This window comes from Ochrobactrum chromiisoli (assembly GCF_026241335.1).
Classification (GTDB): Bacteria; Pseudomonadota; Alphaproteobacteria; order Rhizobiales; family Rhizobiaceae; genus Brucella; species Brucella chromiisoli.
Genome location: NZ_JAPHAV010000001.1, coordinates 261704 through 280161, shown reverse-complemented (window position 1 = coordinate 280161; position 18458 = coordinate 261704). Strand labels below are relative to the sequence as shown.

The window sequence follows — 18458 nt, the reverse complement described above, 5'->3', positions numbered from 1 at the left end:
CCATGAACAAGCCGTTGCTTTCTGTGCGTGATCTTTCGGTCGCCTTCCGCCAGAATGGTGAAGAACGCATTTCCGTCGACCGCGTTTCCTTCGACATAAGACAGGGGGAAACAGTCGCACTTGTCGGTGAATCCGGTTCCGGTAAGTCGGTTTCAGCACTCTCCATCCTGAAACTTCTGCCTTATCCGTCAGCCAGTCACCCATCAGGGGAAATTCTGTTTGACGGCAAGGATCTGATGAAGGCTCAGGAGCCCGAATTGCGGCGCGTGCGCGGCAATGATGTCACCATGATCTTTCAGGAGCCGATGACTTCGCTCAATCCGCTGCACACGGTCGAGCGGCAGATTGCTGAAATCCTGAAAATGCATCAGGGCATGGGGGATCAGGCGGCGCGCGCGCGCACGCTGGCGCTTTTGCATGAAGTGGGCATTCGCGATCCTGAAAAACGCCTTGCCTCCTTCCCGCACCAGCTTTCAGGTGGCCAACGGCAGCGCGTTATGATCGCCATGGCGCTCGCCAACAAGCCGAAGCTGCTGATTGCCGATGAGCCGACAACTGCCCTTGATGTGACCGTACAGGCGCAGATTTTGCAGCTTCTTGCGGACCTTAAAGAATCGCAGGGCATGTCGATGCTCTTCATCACCCATGATCTCGGTATCGTGCGCAAGATCGCCGACCGTGTCTGCGTGATGAGCAAGGGCAAGATTGTCGAAACGGGTCCAACGCGCGAAATTTTTGATAATCCGCAGCACGACTATACCAAGCATCTCTTGGCGGCTGAACCAAAGGGCGAACCGCCACTGGCTGATCTTTCTGCCAAAACGGTGATGGAAGGCAAGGATGTCCGCGTCTGGTTCCCGATCAAAAAGGGGTTTCTGCGCAAGACCGTCGATCATGTGAAAGCCGTCGATGGCATCGACGTGACACTGCGCGCCGGCCAGACGCTTGGCGTGGTGGGTGAATCGGGTTCAGGCAAAACAACACTGGGTCTCGCCCTGTCGCGCATGATTTCATCCAAAGGCGAAATCCGCTTCGAGGGGCGCGACATTGCGCAGTTCAGCTTCAAGGATATGCGCCCGTTGCGCCGGGAAATGCAGATCGTGTTTCAGGACCCGTTCGGCTCGTTAAGCCCACGCATGACTATTGCCGATATCATTGCCGAAGGTCTTCTGGTGCATGAGCCAAGGCTTTCGGCGGATGCGCGCGACGAACGTGTGGTGGCAGCCCTTAAGGAAGTGAACCTTGATCCTGAAACCCGCTTTCGCTATCCGCATGAATTTTCAGGCGGCCAGCGCCAGCGTATCGCCATTGCGCGCGCCATGGTGCTCAATCCGAAATTCGTGATGCTCGACGAGCCAACCTCAGCGCTTGATATGAGCGTGCAGGCGCAGGTGGTCGATCTTTTGCGCGCATTGCAAAAGAAGCATGATCTCGCTTATCTTTTCATCAGTCACGATCTGAAAGTGGTGCGGGCACTGGCCAATGATGTGCTGGTGATGCGCAATGGCAAGGCAGTCGAATATGGAACCTCGCAGGAAGTCTTTGCCAATCCCAAAACCGACTATACAAAAGCGTTGATGGCGGCAGCCTTCCACATGGAGACGACCACTTCGGGAGGAGTAAAACAATGACAGGCAAGAATGATAAAAACATTCTTCTCGCACTCACCAATTGGGATCCAGCGATCTGGATCGACAGTTTCAAGGCGCATGGGCCGGATCGCAGTGTGGTGACAGAACGCACAGACAACGACCCAAGCATCGAATATGCGCTTGTCTGGAAGCAGAAGCCCGGTTCACTGACAAATCTGCCCAATCTCAAAGTGATCTTCTCGCTGGGTGCTGGCGTCGATCATGTCTTTCATGATCCCCATATTCCCGATGTGCCGCTGGTGCGTGTCATTTCAGATGATCTCACCATGCGCATGACAGAATATGTCGTCTGGCAGGTGCTTGACCATCACCGGCTTGGTGCAAGCTATCGCAAGCAGCAGAAAAACCATGTCTGGCACGAAGACCCGCGCCAGCCAGCAGCCCATGAAGTCACCGTCGGTATCATGGGGCTGGGTGTTTTGGGCCGCGATGCAGCCGAGAAACTAAAAACGCTCGGCTTCAATGTAACGGGCTGGAGCCGCCGTCCGCAGGAAATCGACGGCATTCAGACCTTCAACGGCAAGGAAGGCTTTGCGCGCTTTCTCAAGACTGCCGATATTTTCGTCTGCCTTCTGCCTTTGACGCCCGACACCAAGGGCATCCTGTCCATGAGCATGTTTGCGCAATTGAAAAGCGACGGACCGCTGGGCGCGCCTGTGCTCATCAACGCTGGTCGTGGCGGCTTGCAGAACGAAGCCGATATTCTGGCAGCGCTTGATCGTGGCTTGCTTTCCGCAGTCACGCTTGATGTGTTCAATCAGGAGCCATTGCCAACCGATAGCCCGCTGTGGACGCATCCGAAAGTCACAATCACCCCACATGCGGCTGCGAGTTCATCAGCCAGTGCAATCGTTCCGCAGATCATCCGGCAGATCGAAGCCTTTGAACGCGATGGAACGCTGGAAAACGTGGTCGATCGCGCCACACAATATTAAAAGATTAACCGGCTAATTACGATGCGCAATGTCTTTGCGCATCGTGATTGATGTTGTGCGGTTATAGCCGGGATGCGCAGTCTCAGCGGTTAAACGATAGCCCAGCTTTTCAAAAACCACGCGGTTGCGTATCAGCTCAATGCGTACCTGAAGCTCGATCACCGGCTTACCCCGCGCAACAGCTGTCTTATCAGCCTGTTCCATCAGCTTGCGACCAATGCCCTGCCCTTCCAGAGCTGGTGCCACCGCAAGTTTGCCGAGATAAAAATGGTCATGCTTTTCTTTGATAAACACGCATCCAGCCAGTTCGTCACCAAGAAAGGCTGCAAAGCCCTGTTCATCGCGGGCCTTGATCTTAAGGTTTTCAACCGTCAGCAGATGCACGGATGATGGCGGATCGATGATGCCATCCATATAGGCGAAACTGTCGCGAACGAGCGTCAAAAGGGCGTTCCAGCGGTCGAAGTCGGGGCCAATCGCGATCATGCGAAACTGTGTCATTTCGGTTTGCGCGCCTTGTATCGGATGGTTTCGAAGCGCACATTCAAGGCGTTGTAAAGCAGAAGCCGACCGATCAGCGGCTCGCCAATTCCTGTTACCAGTTTGATGACTTCCATCGCCTGCAAACTGCCGATAACGCCCGGCAACACACCAAGAATACCAGCCTGCGCGCATGTGGGCACAGCCCCAGGCGGTGGCATATCGGGGAAGAGATCGCGATAGGATGGGTTTTGTGTGCCGTCAGCACCTTGCCTATAAGGCATAAGAACAGTGACGGTGCCATCAAAACGGCCCATCGCACCGGTGACCAGCGGGCGTTCGGCCACGGCACAGGCATCAGCCAAAGCATACCGCGTGGCAAAATTGTCAGAACCATCGACAACCACGTCGTAATCGCCGATCAGGGCCTGCGCATTTTCGGCATTAAGCCGCAAGGCGTGCGTTTGAACATGCACATGCGGATTGATACGCGCGATGGATGCCTTTGCACTCTCCACCTTCGCCAGCCCGACACTGTCCGTATCGTGGATCACCTGCCTTTGCAGATTTGACAGCGAAACCGTATCGTCATCGACAAGACCGAGTGTGCCAATGCCTGCCGCCGCCAGATATTGCAGCACAGGCGCACCAAGGCCGCCGGCCCCCAAAACCAGAACACGGGCGGCTTTCAGCTTCTGCTGACCCGGCCCGCCAACTTCCGGCAGCACGATATGGCGCGCATAGCGCTCCAATTCTTCCGATGAAAAAGGCTTTGATGATGCATTCATAATGGCTCAACATAAGCCCGCGCAAATGCGCTGTCAGCGACTATTTTCAGATTTTTGTCAGTTGGCCCGCCGCCACATTGAAAAACTGCGCATCGCCTTCCAGCGCCTCAAAAAGCGATCGGTCAGTGCCAGTCATGAATGCCTGCCCGCCAAGATCGTCAAGGATGCCGAACAGTGCTGCACGGCGTCCGGTATCAAGATGAGCAGCAATCTCATCAAGCAGAAGAATCGGTGCCATGCCGGACAATTCTCCCGTTAGTCTTGCATGTGCCAGAATAAGGCCGATCAGCAGTGCTTTCTGCTCACCCGTTGAACAAAGGGCTGCGGGCATCGATTTGGGCCGATGCTGGACGATGAGATCGGTTCGATGCGGGCCTTCGAGTGTGCGCCCCGCGGCGCGATCGCGCGCACGGCCATCGCGCAACGTGCAGCGAAAATCCTCTTCCAGATCAAGAGCTGCTTCCAGAGCGATTCGCTGTTCCAGCGATCCTTCGAGAAAGCAATCTGCCTTGGGGAAAGGCCCATCTGTCGGCAGACGCTCAATCATCGCCGCGATCAGCCGCATGCCTTCTGCGCGTGCTGCCGCAATGGCAATGCCCAGTTCCGCCATCTGGCTTTCAATCGCATCAAGCCATTGCGTGTCACCATTGCCATCACTGAGCAGACGATTGCGCGCGCGCATGGCCTTTTCATAATCGAGCACCCGCTTGCCGTGGCCCGTGTCAATGGCCAGCACCATGCGGTCGAGAAACCGCCGCCGGTCCGAGGCGCCACCGGTAAACAGCCCATCCATGGACGGCACAACCCACAACACGCGTGCATAATCAAGCAACTCATCGCCCGATGCGGCTATGCCATTGATGCGGACCTTGCGGCCACCTTCGCCCCCGCCTGTCGTACCCGTGCCGATTTCAGCGTCGCCATAGATCATGCAGTCAAGTGCTGCATGAATGGCAAAGCCGTCATGGCTCCCCGCGCGCGCCACATCATCATAGGATGCGCGGCGCAGCCCCCTCCCCGGAGACAGAAACGACAAAGCCTCAATCAGATTGGTTTTGCCCGAACCGTTTTCGCCGGTCAGCACCACATGGCCGGGGCCAAGCGGCAGCGCAAGCTCCGCATAATTGCGGAAACTGACAAGTTTAAGCCGCCGGACCGAAACTCGATCCGGGCGGCTTATATTGGATTCAGACATGCTCACGGTCGGTTTACAGATCCTAGACGCGCATCGGCATCAAAACATAAAGCACATCTTCATCGCCGGTATCGCGCACAAGCGTCGGAGAGCCTGCATCGGCCAGCATGAAGACTGCATCGGTGCCTGAAAGCTGGCTTGTAATGTCGAGCAGATATTTCGAGTTGAAACCAATCTCAATCGGGTCAGCATCGTAATCGGCAGCCAGTTCGTCAGTCGCACTGCCCGAATCGGGATTGTTGACGGTAAGCGTCAACTGACCATCGGCAATCGAAAGCTTTACCGCACGGCCACGTTCGCTTGAAATGGTCGAAACACGGTCAACGGAGGCTGCAAAATCCTGACGGCTGATGGTGAGCTTCTTGTCATTGCCCGATGGAATCACCCGCTGGTAATCCGGGAATGTCCCGTCGATCAGCTTGGAGGTCAGAACGACAGAACCAACAGTGAAGCGAATCTTTGCATCCGAAAGTTCAACCGAAACGACCGTATCCGGCGCGTCGACGAGCTTCTGGAGTTCCGCAACCGTTTTGCGCGGAATGATGATGCCTGGCATGCCCTCAGTACCCGAAGGGGCTTCCAGTTCAGCGCGCGCAAGACGGTGACCATCGGTTGCAACAGCGCGCAGCTTGAGCGCTCCATCGCTTTCAATGGCATGGAAATAAATGCCGTTGAGATAATAACGGGTTTCTTCCGTCGAAATCGCAAACTGCGTGCGATCAATCAGGCGCTTTAAGGCCTGCGCATCAATGCGGAAAGTATGCGTGAAAGAACCCGAAGTCAATTCCGGGAAATCCGACTGTGGCAGGCATTGCAGGCGGAAGGACGACTTGCCCGAAACCACCGACATGGAACCGCCATCTGGGTTCGTCGACAGCATAACTTCCGCACCATCGGGCAGCTTGCGCACGATATCATAAAGAAGATGCGCCGGAACGGTGGTGGCTCCTGCCTGTTCGACCATGGCAGCGGTCGCTTCATTGACCTCGAGATCAAGGTCCGTTGCCTTGAGGGCAAGGCTTGCGCCTTCGGCCTGTAAAAGCACGTTCGACAGGATAGGAATCGTGTTGCGACGTTCGACAACGCGATGCACATGATTGAGGGATTTAAGAAGGTTCGACCGTTCCAGGGTTACACGCATATTGAAACGCACTCGCTCTCTAGGACTGGGCAACCGCGCAACGGGCAGACGCCCCTATCAATAAGGCACCTGTGGCGCCAGAAGGTTTGCTAAAGTGGCAGATTTTTGAGGCGAAAAGCAAGCCCACGCCGCGTCTCAAATCGACACAGCGCAGGCTTTTTAACTCATTTCTATCGATCAGGCGGCCTGATCGTTGATCAGACGCTTGAGAAGCTCAAGTTCCTGCGCAAGCTTGCCATCGGCACCGACCAGGTCTTCAATCTTGCGCACGGCATGAAGCACGGTTGTATGGTCACGTCCGCCAAAACGGCGACCGATTTCCGGCAGCGAGCGCGGGGTCAGCATCTTGGCAAGATACATCGCAACCTGACGCGGCTTGACAATGGTGCGCGTACGGCGGTTCGACAGCAGATCCTGTTTGGAAACATTGTAGTGACGTGCAACAATGCGCTGAATTTCTTCAATGCGGATGCGCTTTGGCTCACCAACGCGGGTCAGATGGCCCAGCAGTTCATCAACACGGTCGATGGAGAGATTAGGCTCGAACGACTGGCGGAACAGAAGCTGGTTGAAAGCGCCTTCCAGCTCACGGCCCGATCCGGTGACGGTGCGGGCAACATGGGTAAGGATTTCATCCTGAATGTTGAGGCTTGGATCTTCCACCTGTGCGGCAGTCAGGCGGCGACGCAGCATTTCAACGCGCATTTCGTAATCCGGCGCTGCAACTTCGAGAGCCACACCACCCTGAAGGCGCGAACGAACGCGGACATCAAGCGATTCCAATTCCGATGGTGGGCGATCTGCTGCCACAACCACCTGCTTGGCGCTGTCGAGCAGCGTGTTGAGCAAATGACAGAACTCGTGCTGGATCGATTTCCCCTGCAGGAATTGCATGTCGTCAATGACCAGCAGATCGATATCGCGCAACTGTTCCTTGAACGAGAGCGCATTGTTGTCGCGAATGGCGGTGGCAAAGCGCCACATGAAATATTCGGCCGTCAGATAAACAACACGTGCCTTTTCCTGACGCTGCAATGCTGCGGCGGCAATGGCCTGCAAAAGATGCGTCTTGCCAAGACCAACGGATGCATGAATGAAAAGCGGGTTGAAGCGCACGGCACTTGAGCCTGCTTCTGCAATGGTGCGGGCGGCGGCAAGAGCGACGCGGTTGGAAGCACCATCGATAAAAGAATCAAACGTATAACGCGGGTCGAGGGGAGAGCCGAGAACCGCGCCTGATGCCGATTCGGCGACGACTGTGGAGCCGCGCTTGTCAGCGCTGGGCTGACCGACCGGGAAAACCACCTTTTCGCGTATTGCAGCCGGCGACTTTGCTTCGGTGGCTTCACTGGTTTCAGCAGGTGCTTGCGCACGAACCACACGGCTCACGCCGCGCACGACCACTTCAACTTTCAGAATCTGCGGGTTTTCTTCCTGCCAGAGTTCCGTCAGCAATTCGGAATAATGATTGTTGATCCATGAGCGAAGGAAAGCTGTCGGAACGGACAGGCGGACAACGCTTTTGGAGAGATCGTCCAGTTTCAGGCGGCCAAACCAGCTTGAGTAAATCTCGCTGCCAACGCGCGCCTTGAGCTTTGCCGTCAGACGATCAAAAACGTCATCGCTGACGCCAGTATCAGCACTCACCATGAGGCTTGTGTCTTTTCCTTTAGCAGAAGATCCATGGATACGGTTCGCATGCGCATCATCACCCATCGTTGCCGTCGACTTACCAGTCATCATTGCCATCATCTCGCCTGCCTTCACATTCTTACGCGCCATTTTTGCGGCGCTTGTCGTTATTTCCCGCATAGGTCCGCCTGATCTTTTGATCCGGTCGCCTCGCAGGTACACATTTTAACTCAAGCCCTCACGGGAAGGGCCAAACACAAACTCAAACAGTCCACGCTTCGAACACATGCCATGGACCAACCCCCGGACGCTCCTTTTCGGCTACGCGTCGACTCACAAAATCCTTGCTCAAAGCTGATTGCCCGGAACGGGTCTTGCGACAACCATTCAATTGACGAAGATGCGCCTAAAACAGCATTCCGGTTAATGAATGGTAAGCACCCCCATAAGAGACAAACATAACAGGAACAGGACCTTAGACACAGAACTAAGCATTCGCGGAGGAACATTCCGCGCCAATATAGAACAAATTTTAATGCTAACTCTGAGCCGTGGCCCACCTCTCTTGAGCCCTGACTTTAACGAAGCCTTGTGGCAAAGAGCAAGTCTAAGAATTGCTGTTTTTTCTTCAATTAAGGCTTGCATGGCCTGCAAACGCGACCGGAGAATCGGGCATCAAAGAAATAACACCTTTGGATTCAATGTGTTTTGATTGCTGATTTTTTAGACGGCCACTGTCTGTTCTCCTAGGAAAATAATTTTTAATAATTTGCTTGACTCAAACCCGCTTCCGAGTCCTTCGGCACGCCTGTGGATAAGTGTGGATAATACCTCACAAGCTTTTGAAAAAGAAAGGGAAATTGCACCAGTCACTTTCTGGAACACTGCGAAATTTTACGAATTAATTGCATAATTAATACAGAGCGGTGCCGGCTCAAACATAACAGCGCATTCCTTAAAATCATTCCAAAAAGAAAAACCCGGCTAACAATGAGCCGGGTTTCTAAAACCTGATTTTAATTTCAGGAAATATTAGGCGTTCAGAGCCTTAACGCGTGCGGCAAGGCGCGAAACCTTACGAGCAGCTGTATTCTTGTGAACGACGCCCTTGGAAGCGGCGCGCATCAGTTCTGGCTCAGCAGCCTTGAAAGCAACCGATGCTGCTTCCTTGTCGCCGCTCAGGAGCGCATCTTCAACCTTGCGGATGAAAGTGCGAACGCGCGAACGGCGCGACTTGTTGATTTCGGTGCGTGCGGCTATCTTGCGCACTGCCTTCTTGGCCGAAGGAGTATTGGCCATAAATGCCTCTCTTTTTCTGTCAGCTAGCCCATTTGGTCAAACCGTTGGGCACAAAACCACTAGGGCAGCCATAATGCCTAGGGCCACCGATCCGTGCCGGGCTTATAGATCAGCTTTATCCTCGCGTCAACGAGGATTCTGATCTGCAAACCAGCCAGAAGGCCGGATATGCGGCCTTCTGGCTGAAATTTCGGCCGCCTGAGACGCCAATCTGGCTAAATGGCACGGGAAGCTCTGTCTTTATAATCACGCGATCAGCGATTCTTGAAAGATGGCGTACGCTTGTCGATAAAAGCGGCCATGCCCTCTTTCTGGTCTTCCGTCGCAAAGAGCGAGTGGAACAGGCGCCGCTCGAAACGCAAACCTTCATCAAGGGTGGTCTCGTAAGAACGATTGACCGATTCCTTCACCATCTGCACGGAGAGCTGTGAGAAGGAAGCTATGCGTTCCGCCGCCTTCAGCGCCACTTCGATGAGTTCCTCCGGTGCAACCAGACGCGAGACAAGGCCGCAGCGTTCGGCCTCTTCGGCCTCCATCATGCGCCCCGTCAGACACATATCCATCGCCTTCGATTTGCCAACAAAGCGCGTGAGACGCTGCGAGCCACCCATGCCCGGCATCACCCCCAGAGTAATTTCCGGCTGGCCGAATTTGGCATTGGTGGCGGCGATGATGAAATCACACATCATGGCAAGTTCACAGCCCCCGCCCAGCGCATAGCCTGAAACGGCGGCAATGATTGGCTTGCGCACGCGATCCACCTTGCGCCACTCCGCAAACATGTCCTGCAAATAGGCATCAACGAAGTTGATCGGCTGCATTTCTTTAATGTCGGCACCGGCCGCAAAGGCCTTTTCGGAGCCGGTCAGAACGATCGCGCCGATTCTGCCATCGGTGTCAAAAGCAGCCAGTGCTTCGGTGAGTTCCTTCAGCACAGTGCTGTTTAATGCATTAAGCGCCTGTGGCCGATTAAGACGGACAAGACCAACGCCACCGCGCGTTTCTACAATGATCGTTTCATAAGCCATGGGGAAACCTCTCCTCCTTGATCGGTTTATATTTTGCGGCCAAGGTGGACCGAGGCTTTGCATTTGGCAAGACCAGCCGAATATCAACTTTGGCAGGAGGCGCAGAAAAAGGTCGAGCGGCCCGCCTGTACGGCACGCTCCACCAAAGCACCACAGCCCGGTGCACGGCATGGCTGCGCCTCACGCCCATAGACAGAGAATGAGTGCTGAAAATAACCGAGCGCGCCATTGGCCTGAATGTAATCCTTAAGACTCGACCCGCCCGCGGCAATCGCCTCGGCAATCACGCTGCGAATATCGCCCGCCAGACGCTCAAGCACCGGCTTATCATTGGCAATGGAACCCGCAGACCGCATGGGTGAGAGCCGGGAGCGCCACAAAACCTCACAGACATAGATATTGCCCAGTCCAGCAATCAGACGCTGATCAAGAAGGGCCGCTTTCAGCGGTGTTTTGCGGCCTTCAAAGAGGGTTCCAAGCAATTCACCTGACAGGCGATTGCCGGTGGGTTCAGCGCCCAGCCCTTTGAGCAGAGGATGCATATCCAACGTGCCTTTTTCTGCAAAAAGCATGAAGCCGAACCGCCGTGGATCATTATAAATGATGCGTGCGGCTGCACCATTCGGGCGCAGGAGATGGAAAACGACATGATCATGTTTGGCGATTTTGGATCGCTCATGATGAAAGTCACCGGGTATGGCTTGCGCATCATCCGCTTCAATCCGAAACGAGCCGGACATGCCGAGATGGCAGATGATCGACAGCCCGTCATCAAGATGCAGGGTCAGATATTTCGCACGCCGCCCCAGCGCATCTATATGGCGCCCCGTTAGACGTTCAACAAAATGATCCGGAAAGGGAAAGCGCAAATCGGGCCGGTTTTGCTCGACCCGCGCAATTGTTGAACCTTCCATAAAAGGTTCAAGACCCCGGCGAACCGTTTCGACCTCTGGCAATTCGGGCATTGATCATCTTTCAGGCAATGACTGTGGTTACACGCATATAAGCCTATCGCCTTGTGTTTGCCATCCGTTAACCCAAACCAGATTGAAGCTGTTTCCAACCGATATTAACGTTTTATTTTCCTTGTTTCTTAAACTCATCACAATTGGCAGGCAATAAAAGAAGCCCCAACGAGACTTCAGCTCAGGGTAAGTAACATGCCGGCTTTGATGACGCGCTTTTTCAAGAACAGATCGGGTGCAGCGATGATCGAATGCACACTCATCGGTGCGCTGGCGATTATTGCTGTCGTCAGTGGTATGGCGCTTTTTGCAGGAAAGCCCGCTTCCGCTTTTGACTATCGTGCAGCGCAGGTTCAAACTTACGATCAACGCTGAATTTCATCGCTTCATGCAGAATTGAATAGCCACCCGGTTCACGCAGGGGGGCTATTTGTTTATTGGAGTTATTATAAATTTTTATTGCCGAGGATTATCATGACCGTTGAGATCATAGCCGCAAAATCAGCCGAAAGCCGCCCAGTCTGGTTCATCAGCAAAAATGCCATTGATCAGGCGGGATTGACGCAGGATGCCCTAAGCTGGGCGAAGGCCAATGATTTTAACGGCCAGGCCGGTCAGGTTCTGGTGCTTCCCGGTACCGATGGAACGATTGCCGGGGCGCTGTTTGGCACAGGAGATATTGCACAGGGCGGACAGTCGCAGTTGCTCGCCGGAAAACTGGCGCGTGGTCTGCCCGAAGGCGACTGGCACATTGAAGGAAAACCGGATCACGCCGAGCTGACTGCCCTCGCCTTCTTGATGGGTGGCTATAATTTCACGCGCTACCGCAAGGGCAGCGACAAGATGATCCGTCTGGCGGTGCCGGAAGGTGTGGATGCCGCAGAAATGCAATCGATTGCGTATGCCGTGACGCTGGCACGTGACCTCATCAACACGCCCACCAATGATATGGGGCCGGACGCGCTGGAACAGGCAACGCGCGATCTTGCTTCCAGAAATGGCGCGAAAGTCAGCACCATTGAAGGTGATGCGCTGCTCAAACAAAACTTCCCGATGATCCATGCGGTCGGTCGCGCAGGCAGCATCGCGCCGCGCCTTATCGATCTCACATGGGGCAAGGACAGCGATCCGAAAATCACGCTGGTCGGGAAAGGCGTATGCTTTGATACCGGCGGTCTCGACATTAAGGCTGCAAGCGGCATGTTGCTGATGAAGAAAGACATGGGTGGCGCTGCCAATGTGCTGGGCCTTGCGTCCATGATCATGGATGCCAAGCTCCCCGTGCGGCTGCGCGTGCTCATCCCGGCGGTCGAAAATTCGATTGCAGGCAATGCATTCCGCCCGAGCGATGTGCTGCAAAGCCGCAAAGGGTTAACGGTGGAAATCGGCAATACCGATGCGGAAGGCCGTCTGGTTCTGGCCGATGCGCTGACACTGGCCGATGAAGAAGAGCCGGACCTGATCATCGACATGGCAACGCTCACAGGGGCTGCGCGCGTCGCACTCGGCCCCGATCTGCCGCCTTTCTACACACATGATGATGCGCTGGCTGCGACCATTGCAGACAAAGCCACCGAGACGGCTGATCCGCTCTGGCGCATGCCGCTGTGGCAGCCCTATACGCAAAAACTCTCATCGCGCGTTGCGGATCTCAACAATGTCACCACCGATGGTTTTGCCGGTTCCGTTACGGCTGCTCTGTTCCTGAGCCGCTTTGTTGAGAAGGCAAAGGCTTGGGCGCATTTCGATATTTACGGCTGGGTGCCCGTCGAAAAGCCTGCTTCGCCTGTTGGCGGCGAAGCACAGGCCATTCGGGCGCTTTATGCGCTTCTCAAAGAGAAATACGCAGCCCGGTCGCAACAAAGATGAAATGACTTGCCTGCAAAAAGAAAACAGCGTTGAATGATACGGGTCCGAAACAATGACCAAGCATTCGGTATGACATGCCCGTTGAACTGAAGCCTTTGCAGGCACTGACATTGCTGAGAACGCTTTCGCTGGCACAGGTGCAGGATGAAATGCCTGACCTGACCACGCGGCAGGTTGCTGTTCTTCTGACCATTTATCTGGAGCCGCCGCCGCATACGGTGCGCGGCCTTGCAGCCAAGCTGAATGTCACCAAGCCGGTGATAACGCGTGCGCTCGACACGATGGGCACGCTCAATCTCGTCTCCCGGCATCGTGATGAAAAAGATCGTCGAAATGTGCTAGTTAAAAGAACAGTCGCTGGCGCGCTTTATGTCGAAAGACTGGGCGATCTGGTGATCGCCAATGCCAGGGAGTTACCATTGTGAGCATGCTCGACCATCGTTTGAATGCCTACCGTCCCGATCTCGCCGATGAACGGTTGAGCGGTCAGGTGGAGGCGAGGCGTTTTACGTCCGGCACAGTGATGCAGGTTTGCGATTCGGTGGTCGATCTGCGCGCCGACCCTCGCCCGGACAGCGGACCGCAAACGCAAATTATCTTCGGCGATAGGGTTCGTGTTTTTGACGAACAGGATGGCTGGTGCTGGGTTCAGGCTGAACGCGACGGCTATACCGGCTACGTATCAGCGGCTTCACTCGAAAAGCCGGAAGCTGAGGCGACGCATATGGTGATCGCGCCGCGCACATTCGTCTATCCTGGCAATGATCTTCGCTTCCCGCACACCAGAACATTGTCGCTTGGCTCGCGCGTGCGAATCGTCGGCTCCTCTGAAAAACGCGGCACCGAATATGCGCTGCTTGCGAGCGGCGAAGCGCTGATTGCCCGGCATCTCAAGCCATTGAGCGACCATGCCGAGGATTTCGTTGCGGTTGCCGAAACGCTCATGCATACGCCCTATCTCTGGGGCGGGACATCCGGCTTTGGTATTGATTGTTCCGGCCTTGTCCAGCTTTCAATGTGGGTGGCGGGTCGCAAAGTGTTGCGCGATTCGGATATGCAGCAAAACACGCTCGGCGAGGTTGTCGCGCCTGATGCGGATTATTCCAATCTCAAGCGCGGCGATCTCGTCTTCTGGAAAGGCCACGTTGCCATTTGTGCTGCGCCTGACATGCTGATCCATGCCAGCGGTCACACGATGAGCGTCACATTGGAGCCGCTTAAGGATGCCATCAAGCGGATCGCCTATCTTTATGATCTGCCAACACTGATCCGCAGGCCGTAAGTGTGCGACCATGAAGGCAAAAGCGACAATAAGAATCGCAGGGCTCATTCTCGGTCTCGCCCTTTTTTTGCCTTCAGCCGTCTCGTTTGAAAGAATTTCCCGTATGACCATAACGGCGTCCCCGGCAAGCTTTGCCAGCGTCAACGGCATTGAAATGTATTACCGTGTCGTGGGCAAAGGTCCGCCGATCCTGCTGATCCATGGCGGTCTTTCCGACCAGCATGTCTGGGATGCGCAACTGCCGATTCTGGCACGCGATCATATGGTGATTGTGGCAGACAGCCGCGGACAAGGGCGCTCGACACGCACCAATAAACCGATCACCTATGACTTGATGGCCGATGATTATGTGGCGCTGCTCGATTATCTCAACATTGACAAAGTCGATCTGGTTGGCTGGAGCGATGGCGGCATAATTGGTCTCGATATTGCCATGCGTTATCCTCAACGATTGAAAAGCCTGTTCGCACAGGCTGCCAATGTCACGCCGGAAGGCTCAACCGGCTTTGCGCTGGCGCGCGCGCAAGGCAAGCCAATTCCCGAACTGCGCCATTATGCAAGCATCGACAAGGAAATTCATGCCCTTTGGGCCAATGAGCCGAATTATTCGATTGATGATCTCGCAAAAATCAATGTGCGAACCGCCATCGTGATCGGTGATCACGATACGGCCATCACACGCGAGCATACGGAATTCATGGCGCATCATATTCCGGGTGCGAAACTGATCATCCTGCCCGATTCGGGCCATAGCGTTCCGGCGGAAAACCCGCGCCTTTATGCACGATCGGTGCTCACCTTCATCGCTGATGATGCGGCTGCTGATCGTCTCACCGCCAGCAAATAAAGTCAGGTTCTGTTCGGAAGCACACGGTCCGGCGGACGATGACCGTCGACAAAAGCCCTGATATTGATGATCACCTTGTCACCCATATCAACACGGCCCTCAATCGTGGCCGACCCCATATGCGGCAGCAAGACGACCTTGCCCTTTTGCGCCAGTGAGAGCAGGCGCGGATTGACCGCAGGTTCATGTTCGAAAACATCAAGGCCTGCACCGGCAAGCTTGCCCTGCTCAATCAGATCGACCAGCGCATTTTCATCGATAATCTGGCCACGCGCTGTATTCACCAGATAAGCCGTCGGCTGCATCAACGCGATCCTGCGCGCGGAAAGCAGATGAAACGTTGCCGGTGTCGAGGGACAATTGACCGAGATGATGTCCATACGGGCCAACATCTGATCAAGGCTGTCCCAATAGGTGGCTTCCAGCTCTTCTTCGATCTGCGCGCTCACCCGCTTGCGGTTGTGATAGTGGATCGAAAGTCCGAAAGCCTTGGCGCGGCGCGCAACCGCCGTGCCGATGCGGCCCATGCCGACAATACCCAGGCGCTTGCCCCAGATGCGGCGGCCGAGCATCCATGTCGGCGACCAGCCCGGCCACTGGCCATCGCGCTCATTGAGCACGTTGGCCCCTTCAACCAGACGGCGCGGCACCATGAGAAGGAGCGCCAGCGTCATATCAGCGGTGTCTTCGGTGAGAACATTGGGCGTGTTGGTGACGGTAATACCGCGCTTTGCAGCCGCAGCCACATCGATATTATCAACACCATTGCCGAAATTGGCGATGAGTTTGAGATTGGGCCCAGCCTGCTCAATCGCTGCCGCATCAATCACATCAGTGATGCAAGGCACCAGAACATCAGCCTCTTTCATCGCTGCGATGATTTCGGGCTGCGACATGCGATGGTCGTCTATGTTCAAACGGGCCTCGAACAATTCCCGCATTCGGGTTTCCACCGGGTCAGGCAGTTTCCGGGTCAGAACAACCAGCGGCTTTTTCTTGTTCGACATCTCCACCCCATTTTTGTGAGCCCATTATTTGAGCAATACCACCTGTGCAGGCGCACAAATTTCACAGGAAACCTGCCTTGCCGTTTAACACGTTGAGACCTCCTTAACCAAGAAGGTGCAATATGTGATTTTGCTTCGGCTGCTCATCTCTAGCAAGGCGGCGCAGCAAAGACAAAGAAAAACAGAATCGTTAAAACGGCATCAAACGCGGGAAAACCGCGAAATTTATTAATTCAGCGGTTTCAGACGCTCCTCCCCCTGTCCTGAAACTGCATCGACATGACAGGACGGCGAGAGGTCAGAATTGTACCGAGTACTTTCGCAACGCTTTTTCATCGCAGTGCTTGGCAGCATCGCATTGCTTTTGGTCATCGCATCTCTTGGCGCACCAACCACGCACGCCGCCAATGCCGCATCCCCCGCCGGCACCACACTTGGTGCAAGCGGGCTGCCTGTGCCGCGCTTTGTCAGTCTCAAACCGGCGCGCGTCAATCTGCGCATCGGGCCGGGACGTGATTATGCGGTTTCGTGGCTGTTCATGAAATCCGGCCTGCCTGTCGAAATCATTCAGGAATATGACAACTGGCGCCGCATCCGCGATGCCGATGGCACGGAAGGCTGGGTCTATCAGTCACTTCTTTCCGGCAAGCGCACGGCTGTGACAGCACCCTGGCTCAAAAACGATGCAGGCTCCATGATCATCATGCGCCGTGATCCAGTGGAAACGGCCAGCGTCGCAGCAGAAATTGAGCCCAATGTGATCGGCACCGTGCGCGAATGCAACGGGCAATGGTGCCGGATGGACGTGCAGGGTACGCGCGGCTGGATCAAACAATCCGACCTCTGGGGAGTTTACCCGGATGAGGTGTTTGACTGATCCTGTATCGCCCCTATCTTGACGCTACACCGTTTGTGAGATTAATTCTCACGAAGCAAAGATAAGAAGGAGTTTTATGCGCAGACGTTCATTGTTGCCGTTTTAACGGATTTGGACCTCACCCAGCGGGGTGGGATTTTTGTGCATATCAAAACTCTGGAAACATCATGAAAAACAGGATTATCGACATCCGCGCTTATGAAGCGACGGACAAACCAAGTTTGTCGTCCATCTGGTATCGCGCTTCGATGGAAGCCCATGCATTTCTGGGTCAGGATTTGCTGCGCAAGCAACGAAAGCTGATCGAAGACGTGTATCTGGAAAAGTCCGAAACTTTTGTTGCGGTCCTTGAGCGCAGGCCTGTGGGCTTTATCGGCCTGCTGGACAGCTTTATCGGCGGACTGTTTGTCGATCCGCACGATCAGGGCCATGGCATCGGGCGCCGTTTAATCAACCATGCTCTGGCAGAGAAAGGCAAACTCTCACTTGAGGTTTATGCCGACAATAGAAGCGCTTGTGCGTTTTATCAAAAGCTTGGTTTTCGGGAAATCAGCCGCCGTGCGCAGGATGACAACGGACTTCCATTTGCCAATATCCTGATGGAAATCAAGGCATAATAAAGAAGCGGGGCGATTGCTCGTCCCGCTTTTCATTCCTATTCTTTATGGGTTCTTACCAGGCTGGAATAACCGAGCCCTTGAAGGTTTCTGCAATAAACTGCTTCACTTCCGGGCTGTGATAGCTGCTGATGAGCGTCTTGACCCATTCAGCATCCTTGTCTTCGCTGCGCACGACCAGCACATTGACATAAGGCGCCTTTTCACCTTCGCGGATCAGGGCATCGCCTGCCGGGTTGAGGCCTGCTTCCAAGGCATAATTGGTGTTGATGACCGCAGCATCCACATCTTCGAGTGAGCGCGGCAGTTGCGCTGCATCCAGTTCCACGAACTTCAGGTTCTTCGGGTTTTCCGTCACATCGATTGATGTAACCTTCAGGCCTTTCGAAGAATCAAGCTTGATCAGACCATTATCGGCAAGCACCAGCAGCGCGCGACCGCCATTGGTCGGATCATTCGGGATGGCAATGGTGGCACCATCCGCCAGTTCCGAGATATTTTTCAGCTTTTTCGAATAGAGACCCATCGGGAAATTGACCGTTTGTGCCACGGTCTCAATGGGAAAGCCGCGATCTGCAACCTGATTGTCGAGATAGGGCTGATGCTGGAAGGAATTGGCCTCAAGGGCCTTATCGGCCAGCGCCATGTTGGGAATCACATAGTCAGAAAATTCCTGGATATCGATGTCCATGCCCTTGGTCGCTGCGACTTCCTTGACCTTTTCCATGATCTGCGCATGCGGACCGGGCGTCACGCCGATGCGGATCTTTTCGGCAAAAGCGCTTGCCGTTGAGAAAAGGGCGAATGCGGTGGCCGCAATGATCAACTTACGCATAGACGTCTC

The 18458-nt window shown here is 54.8% G+C and carries 19 protein-coding genes; 9 read left to right on the top strand and 10 right to left on the bottom strand.

Going from position 1 to position 18458, the window contains the following annotated elements; genetic code table 11:
• The first annotated feature begins 2 nt into the window (after positions 1-2).
• Both OPR82_RS01390 and OPR82_RS01385 read left to right on the top strand, forming a co-directional pair.
• Complete coding sequence (locus OPR82_RS01390) at positions 3-1631, top strand: ABC transporter ATP-binding protein (protein ID WP_265982591.1); 1629 nt, start codon at positions 3-5, stop codon at positions 1629-1631.
• The gene (locus tag OPR82_RS01385) at positions 1628-2587 is read left to right on the top strand and encodes a 2-hydroxyacid dehydrogenase (protein ID WP_265982590.1); all 960 of its coding nucleotides are present in this window, start codon (positions 1628-1630) and stop codon (positions 2585-2587) included. Before OPR82_RS01390 ends, OPR82_RS01385 begins: the two co-directional genes overlap by 4 nt.
• Positions 2588-2599: 12 nt before the next feature.
• On the opposite strand, the gene OPR82_RS01380 is transcribed toward OPR82_RS01385, so the two are convergent.
• The 8 genes from OPR82_RS01380 to mutM form a co-directional block, all read right to left on the bottom strand.
• Positions 2600-3088, bottom strand: coding sequence for a GNAT family N-acetyltransferase (locus OPR82_RS01380; RefSeq protein WP_265982589.1), 489 nt, complete (start codon positions 3086-3088; stop codon positions 2600-2602).
• Positions 3085-3855, bottom strand: coding sequence for a molybdopterin-synthase adenylyltransferase MoeB (locus OPR82_RS01375; protein ID WP_265982588.1), 771 nt, complete (start codon positions 3853-3855; stop codon positions 3085-3087). Before OPR82_RS01375 ends, OPR82_RS01380 begins: the two co-directional genes overlap by 4 nt.
• 46 nt (positions 3856-3901) lie before the next feature.
• The gene (gene recF / locus OPR82_RS01370; RefSeq protein WP_265982587.1) at positions 3902-5050 is read right to left on the bottom strand and encodes a DNA replication/repair protein RecF; all 1149 of its coding nucleotides are present in this window, start codon (positions 5048-5050) and stop codon (positions 3902-3904) included.
• A 22-nt stretch (positions 5051-5072) separates the two neighbouring features.
• Complete coding sequence (dnaN, locus tag OPR82_RS01365; RefSeq protein ID WP_265982586.1) at positions 5073-6191, bottom strand: DNA polymerase III subunit beta; 1119 nt, start codon at positions 6189-6191, stop codon at positions 5073-5075.
• A 177-nt stretch (positions 6192-6368) separates the two neighbouring features.
• On the bottom strand, positions 6369-7934 hold the full coding sequence (dnaA, locus tag OPR82_RS01360; protein WP_265983812.1) for a chromosomal replication initiator protein DnaA: 1566 nt from the start codon (positions 7932-7934) through the stop codon (positions 6369-6371).
• 921 nt (positions 7935-8855) lie between these two features.
• Positions 8856-9122, bottom strand: coding sequence for a 30S ribosomal protein S20 (gene rpsT, locus OPR82_RS01355; protein ID WP_265982585.1), 267 nt, complete (start codon positions 9120-9122; stop codon positions 8856-8858).
• A gap of 254 nt (positions 9123-9376) precedes the next feature.
• Complete coding sequence (locus OPR82_RS01350; RefSeq protein ID WP_265982584.1) at positions 9377-10150, bottom strand: enoyl-CoA hydratase; 774 nt, start codon at positions 10148-10150, stop codon at positions 9377-9379.
• An 83-nt stretch (positions 10151-10233) separates the two neighbouring features.
• Entirely contained in the window at positions 10234-11115 is an 882-nt protein-coding gene (mutM, locus tag OPR82_RS01345; RefSeq protein ID WP_265982583.1) for a bifunctional DNA-formamidopyrimidine glycosylase/DNA-(apurinic or apyrimidinic site) lyase, read from the bottom strand.
• 195 nt (positions 11116-11310) lie between these two features.
• On the opposite strand from mutM, the gene OPR82_RS01340 reads away from it, so the two are divergent.
• The 5 genes from OPR82_RS01340 (at position 11311) to OPR82_RS01320 (ending at position 15113) form a co-directional block, all read left to right on the top strand.
• Complete coding sequence (locus tag OPR82_RS01340; protein WP_265982582.1) at positions 11311-11490, top strand: Flp family type IVb pilin; 180 nt, start codon at positions 11311-11313, stop codon at positions 11488-11490.
• Between the two features lie 99 nt (positions 11491-11589).
• Positions 11590-12984 carry a leucyl aminopeptidase family protein gene (locus OPR82_RS01335; protein ID WP_265982581.1) on the top strand — a complete coding sequence of 465 codons (1395 nt, stop codon included), beginning with the start codon at positions 11590-11592 and terminating at the stop codon, positions 12982-12984.
• 74 nt (positions 12985-13058) lie between these two features.
• Positions 13059-13409 (top strand): MarR family transcriptional regulator, encoded by a 351-nt coding sequence (locus OPR82_RS01330; RefSeq protein WP_265982580.1) that lies wholly within the window; start codon positions 13059-13061, stop codon positions 13407-13409.
• 2 nt (positions 13410-13411) lie between these two features.
• Complete coding sequence (locus tag OPR82_RS01325; protein ID WP_265983811.1) at positions 13412-14266, top strand: C40 family peptidase; 855 nt, start codon at positions 13412-13414, stop codon at positions 14264-14266.
• Positions 14267-14276: 10 nt separating this feature from the next.
• On the top strand, positions 14277-15113 hold the full coding sequence (locus tag OPR82_RS01320) for an alpha/beta fold hydrolase (protein ID WP_265982579.1): 837 nt from the start codon (positions 14277-14279) through the stop codon (positions 15111-15113).
• Positions 15114-15115: 2 nt separating this feature from the next.
• Here the strand turns inward: OPR82_RS01320 and OPR82_RS01315 are convergent, their stop codons facing one another.
• Positions 15116-16120, bottom strand: coding sequence for a 2-hydroxyacid dehydrogenase (locus OPR82_RS01315; protein ID WP_265982578.1), 1005 nt, complete (start codon positions 16118-16120; stop codon positions 15116-15118).
• Positions 16121-16424: 304 nt separating this feature from the next.
• Between OPR82_RS01315 and OPR82_RS01310 the strand changes: the two genes are divergently transcribed.
• Together OPR82_RS01310 and OPR82_RS01305 are read left to right on the top strand one after the other, a co-directional pair.
• A complete protein-coding gene (locus OPR82_RS01310) occupies positions 16425-16997 on the top strand; it encodes an SH3 domain-containing protein (protein ID WP_265982577.1) in 573 nt (190 codons plus the stop codon).
• 167 nt (positions 16998-17164) lie between these two features.
• Entirely contained in the window at positions 17165-17614 is a 450-nt protein-coding gene (locus OPR82_RS01305) for a GNAT family N-acetyltransferase (RefSeq protein ID WP_265982576.1), read from the top strand.
• Between the two features lie 55 nt (positions 17615-17669).
• Here the strand turns inward: OPR82_RS01305 and OPR82_RS01300 are convergent, their stop codons facing one another.
• A complete protein-coding gene (locus OPR82_RS01300; RefSeq protein WP_265982573.1) occupies positions 17670-18449 on the bottom strand; it encodes a MetQ/NlpA family ABC transporter substrate-binding protein in 780 nt (259 codons plus the stop codon).
• Positions 18450-18458: the final 9 nt, after the last annotated feature.

Coding starts and splice junctions, on each gene's coding strand:
- OPR82_RS01380 (WP_265982589.1), bottom strand. CDS start 3,088: ATGACACAGTTTCGCATGATCGCGATTGGCCCCGACTTCGACCGCTGG.
- recF (WP_265982587.1), bottom strand. CDS start 5,050: ATGTCTGAATCCAATATAAGCCGCCCGGATCGAGTTTCGGTCCGGCGG.
- OPR82_RS01390 (WP_265982591.1), top strand. CDS start 3: ATGAACAAGCCGTTGCTTTCTGTGCGTGATCTTTCGGTCGCCTTCCGC.
- dnaA (WP_265983812.1), bottom strand. CDS start 7,934: ATGATGACTGGTAAGTCGACGGCAACGATGGGTGATGATGCGCATGCG.
- OPR82_RS01350 (WP_265982584.1), bottom strand. CDS start 10,150: ATGGCTTATGAAACGATCATTGTAGAAACGCGCGGTGGCGTTGGTCTT.
- OPR82_RS01320 (WP_265982579.1), top strand. CDS start 14,277: ATGAAGGCAAAAGCGACAATAAGAATCGCAGGGCTCATTCTCGGTCTC.
- dnaN (WP_265982586.1), bottom strand. CDS start 6,191: ATGCGTGTAACCCTGGAACGGTCGAACCTTCTTAAATCCCTCAATCAT.
- OPR82_RS01305 (WP_265982576.1), top strand. CDS start 17,165: ATGAAAAACAGGATTATCGACATCCGCGCTTATGAAGCGACGGACAAA.
- OPR82_RS01340 (WP_265982582.1), top strand. CDS start 11,311: ATGCCGGCTTTGATGACGCGCTTTTTCAAGAACAGATCGGGTGCAGCG.
- OPR82_RS01315 (WP_265982578.1), bottom strand. CDS start 16,120: ATGTCGAACAAGAAAAAGCCGCTGGTTGTTCTGACCCGGAAACTGCCT.
- OPR82_RS01330 (WP_265982580.1), top strand. CDS start 13,059: ATGCCCGTTGAACTGAAGCCTTTGCAGGCACTGACATTGCTGAGAACG.
- OPR82_RS01375 (WP_265982588.1), bottom strand. CDS start 3,855: ATGAATGCATCATCAAAGCCTTTTTCATCGGAAGAATTGGAGCGCTAT.
- OPR82_RS01325 (WP_265983811.1), top strand. CDS start 13,412: ATGCTCGACCATCGTTTGAATGCCTACCGTCCCGATCTCGCCGATGAA.
- OPR82_RS01300 (WP_265982573.1), bottom strand. CDS start 18,449: ATGCGTAAGTTGATCATTGCGGCCACCGCATTCGCCCTTTTCTCAACG.
- rpsT (WP_265982585.1), bottom strand. CDS start 9,122: ATGGCCAATACTCCTTCGGCCAAGAAGGCAGTGCGCAAGATAGCCGCA.
- OPR82_RS01335 (WP_265982581.1), top strand. CDS start 11,590: ATGACCGTTGAGATCATAGCCGCAAAATCAGCCGAAAGCCGCCCAGTC.
- mutM (WP_265982583.1), bottom strand. CDS start 11,115: ATGCCCGAATTGCCAGAGGTCGAAACGGTTCGCCGGGGTCTTGAACCT.
- OPR82_RS01385 (WP_265982590.1), top strand. CDS start 1,628: ATGACAGGCAAGAATGATAAAAACATTCTTCTCGCACTCACCAATTGG.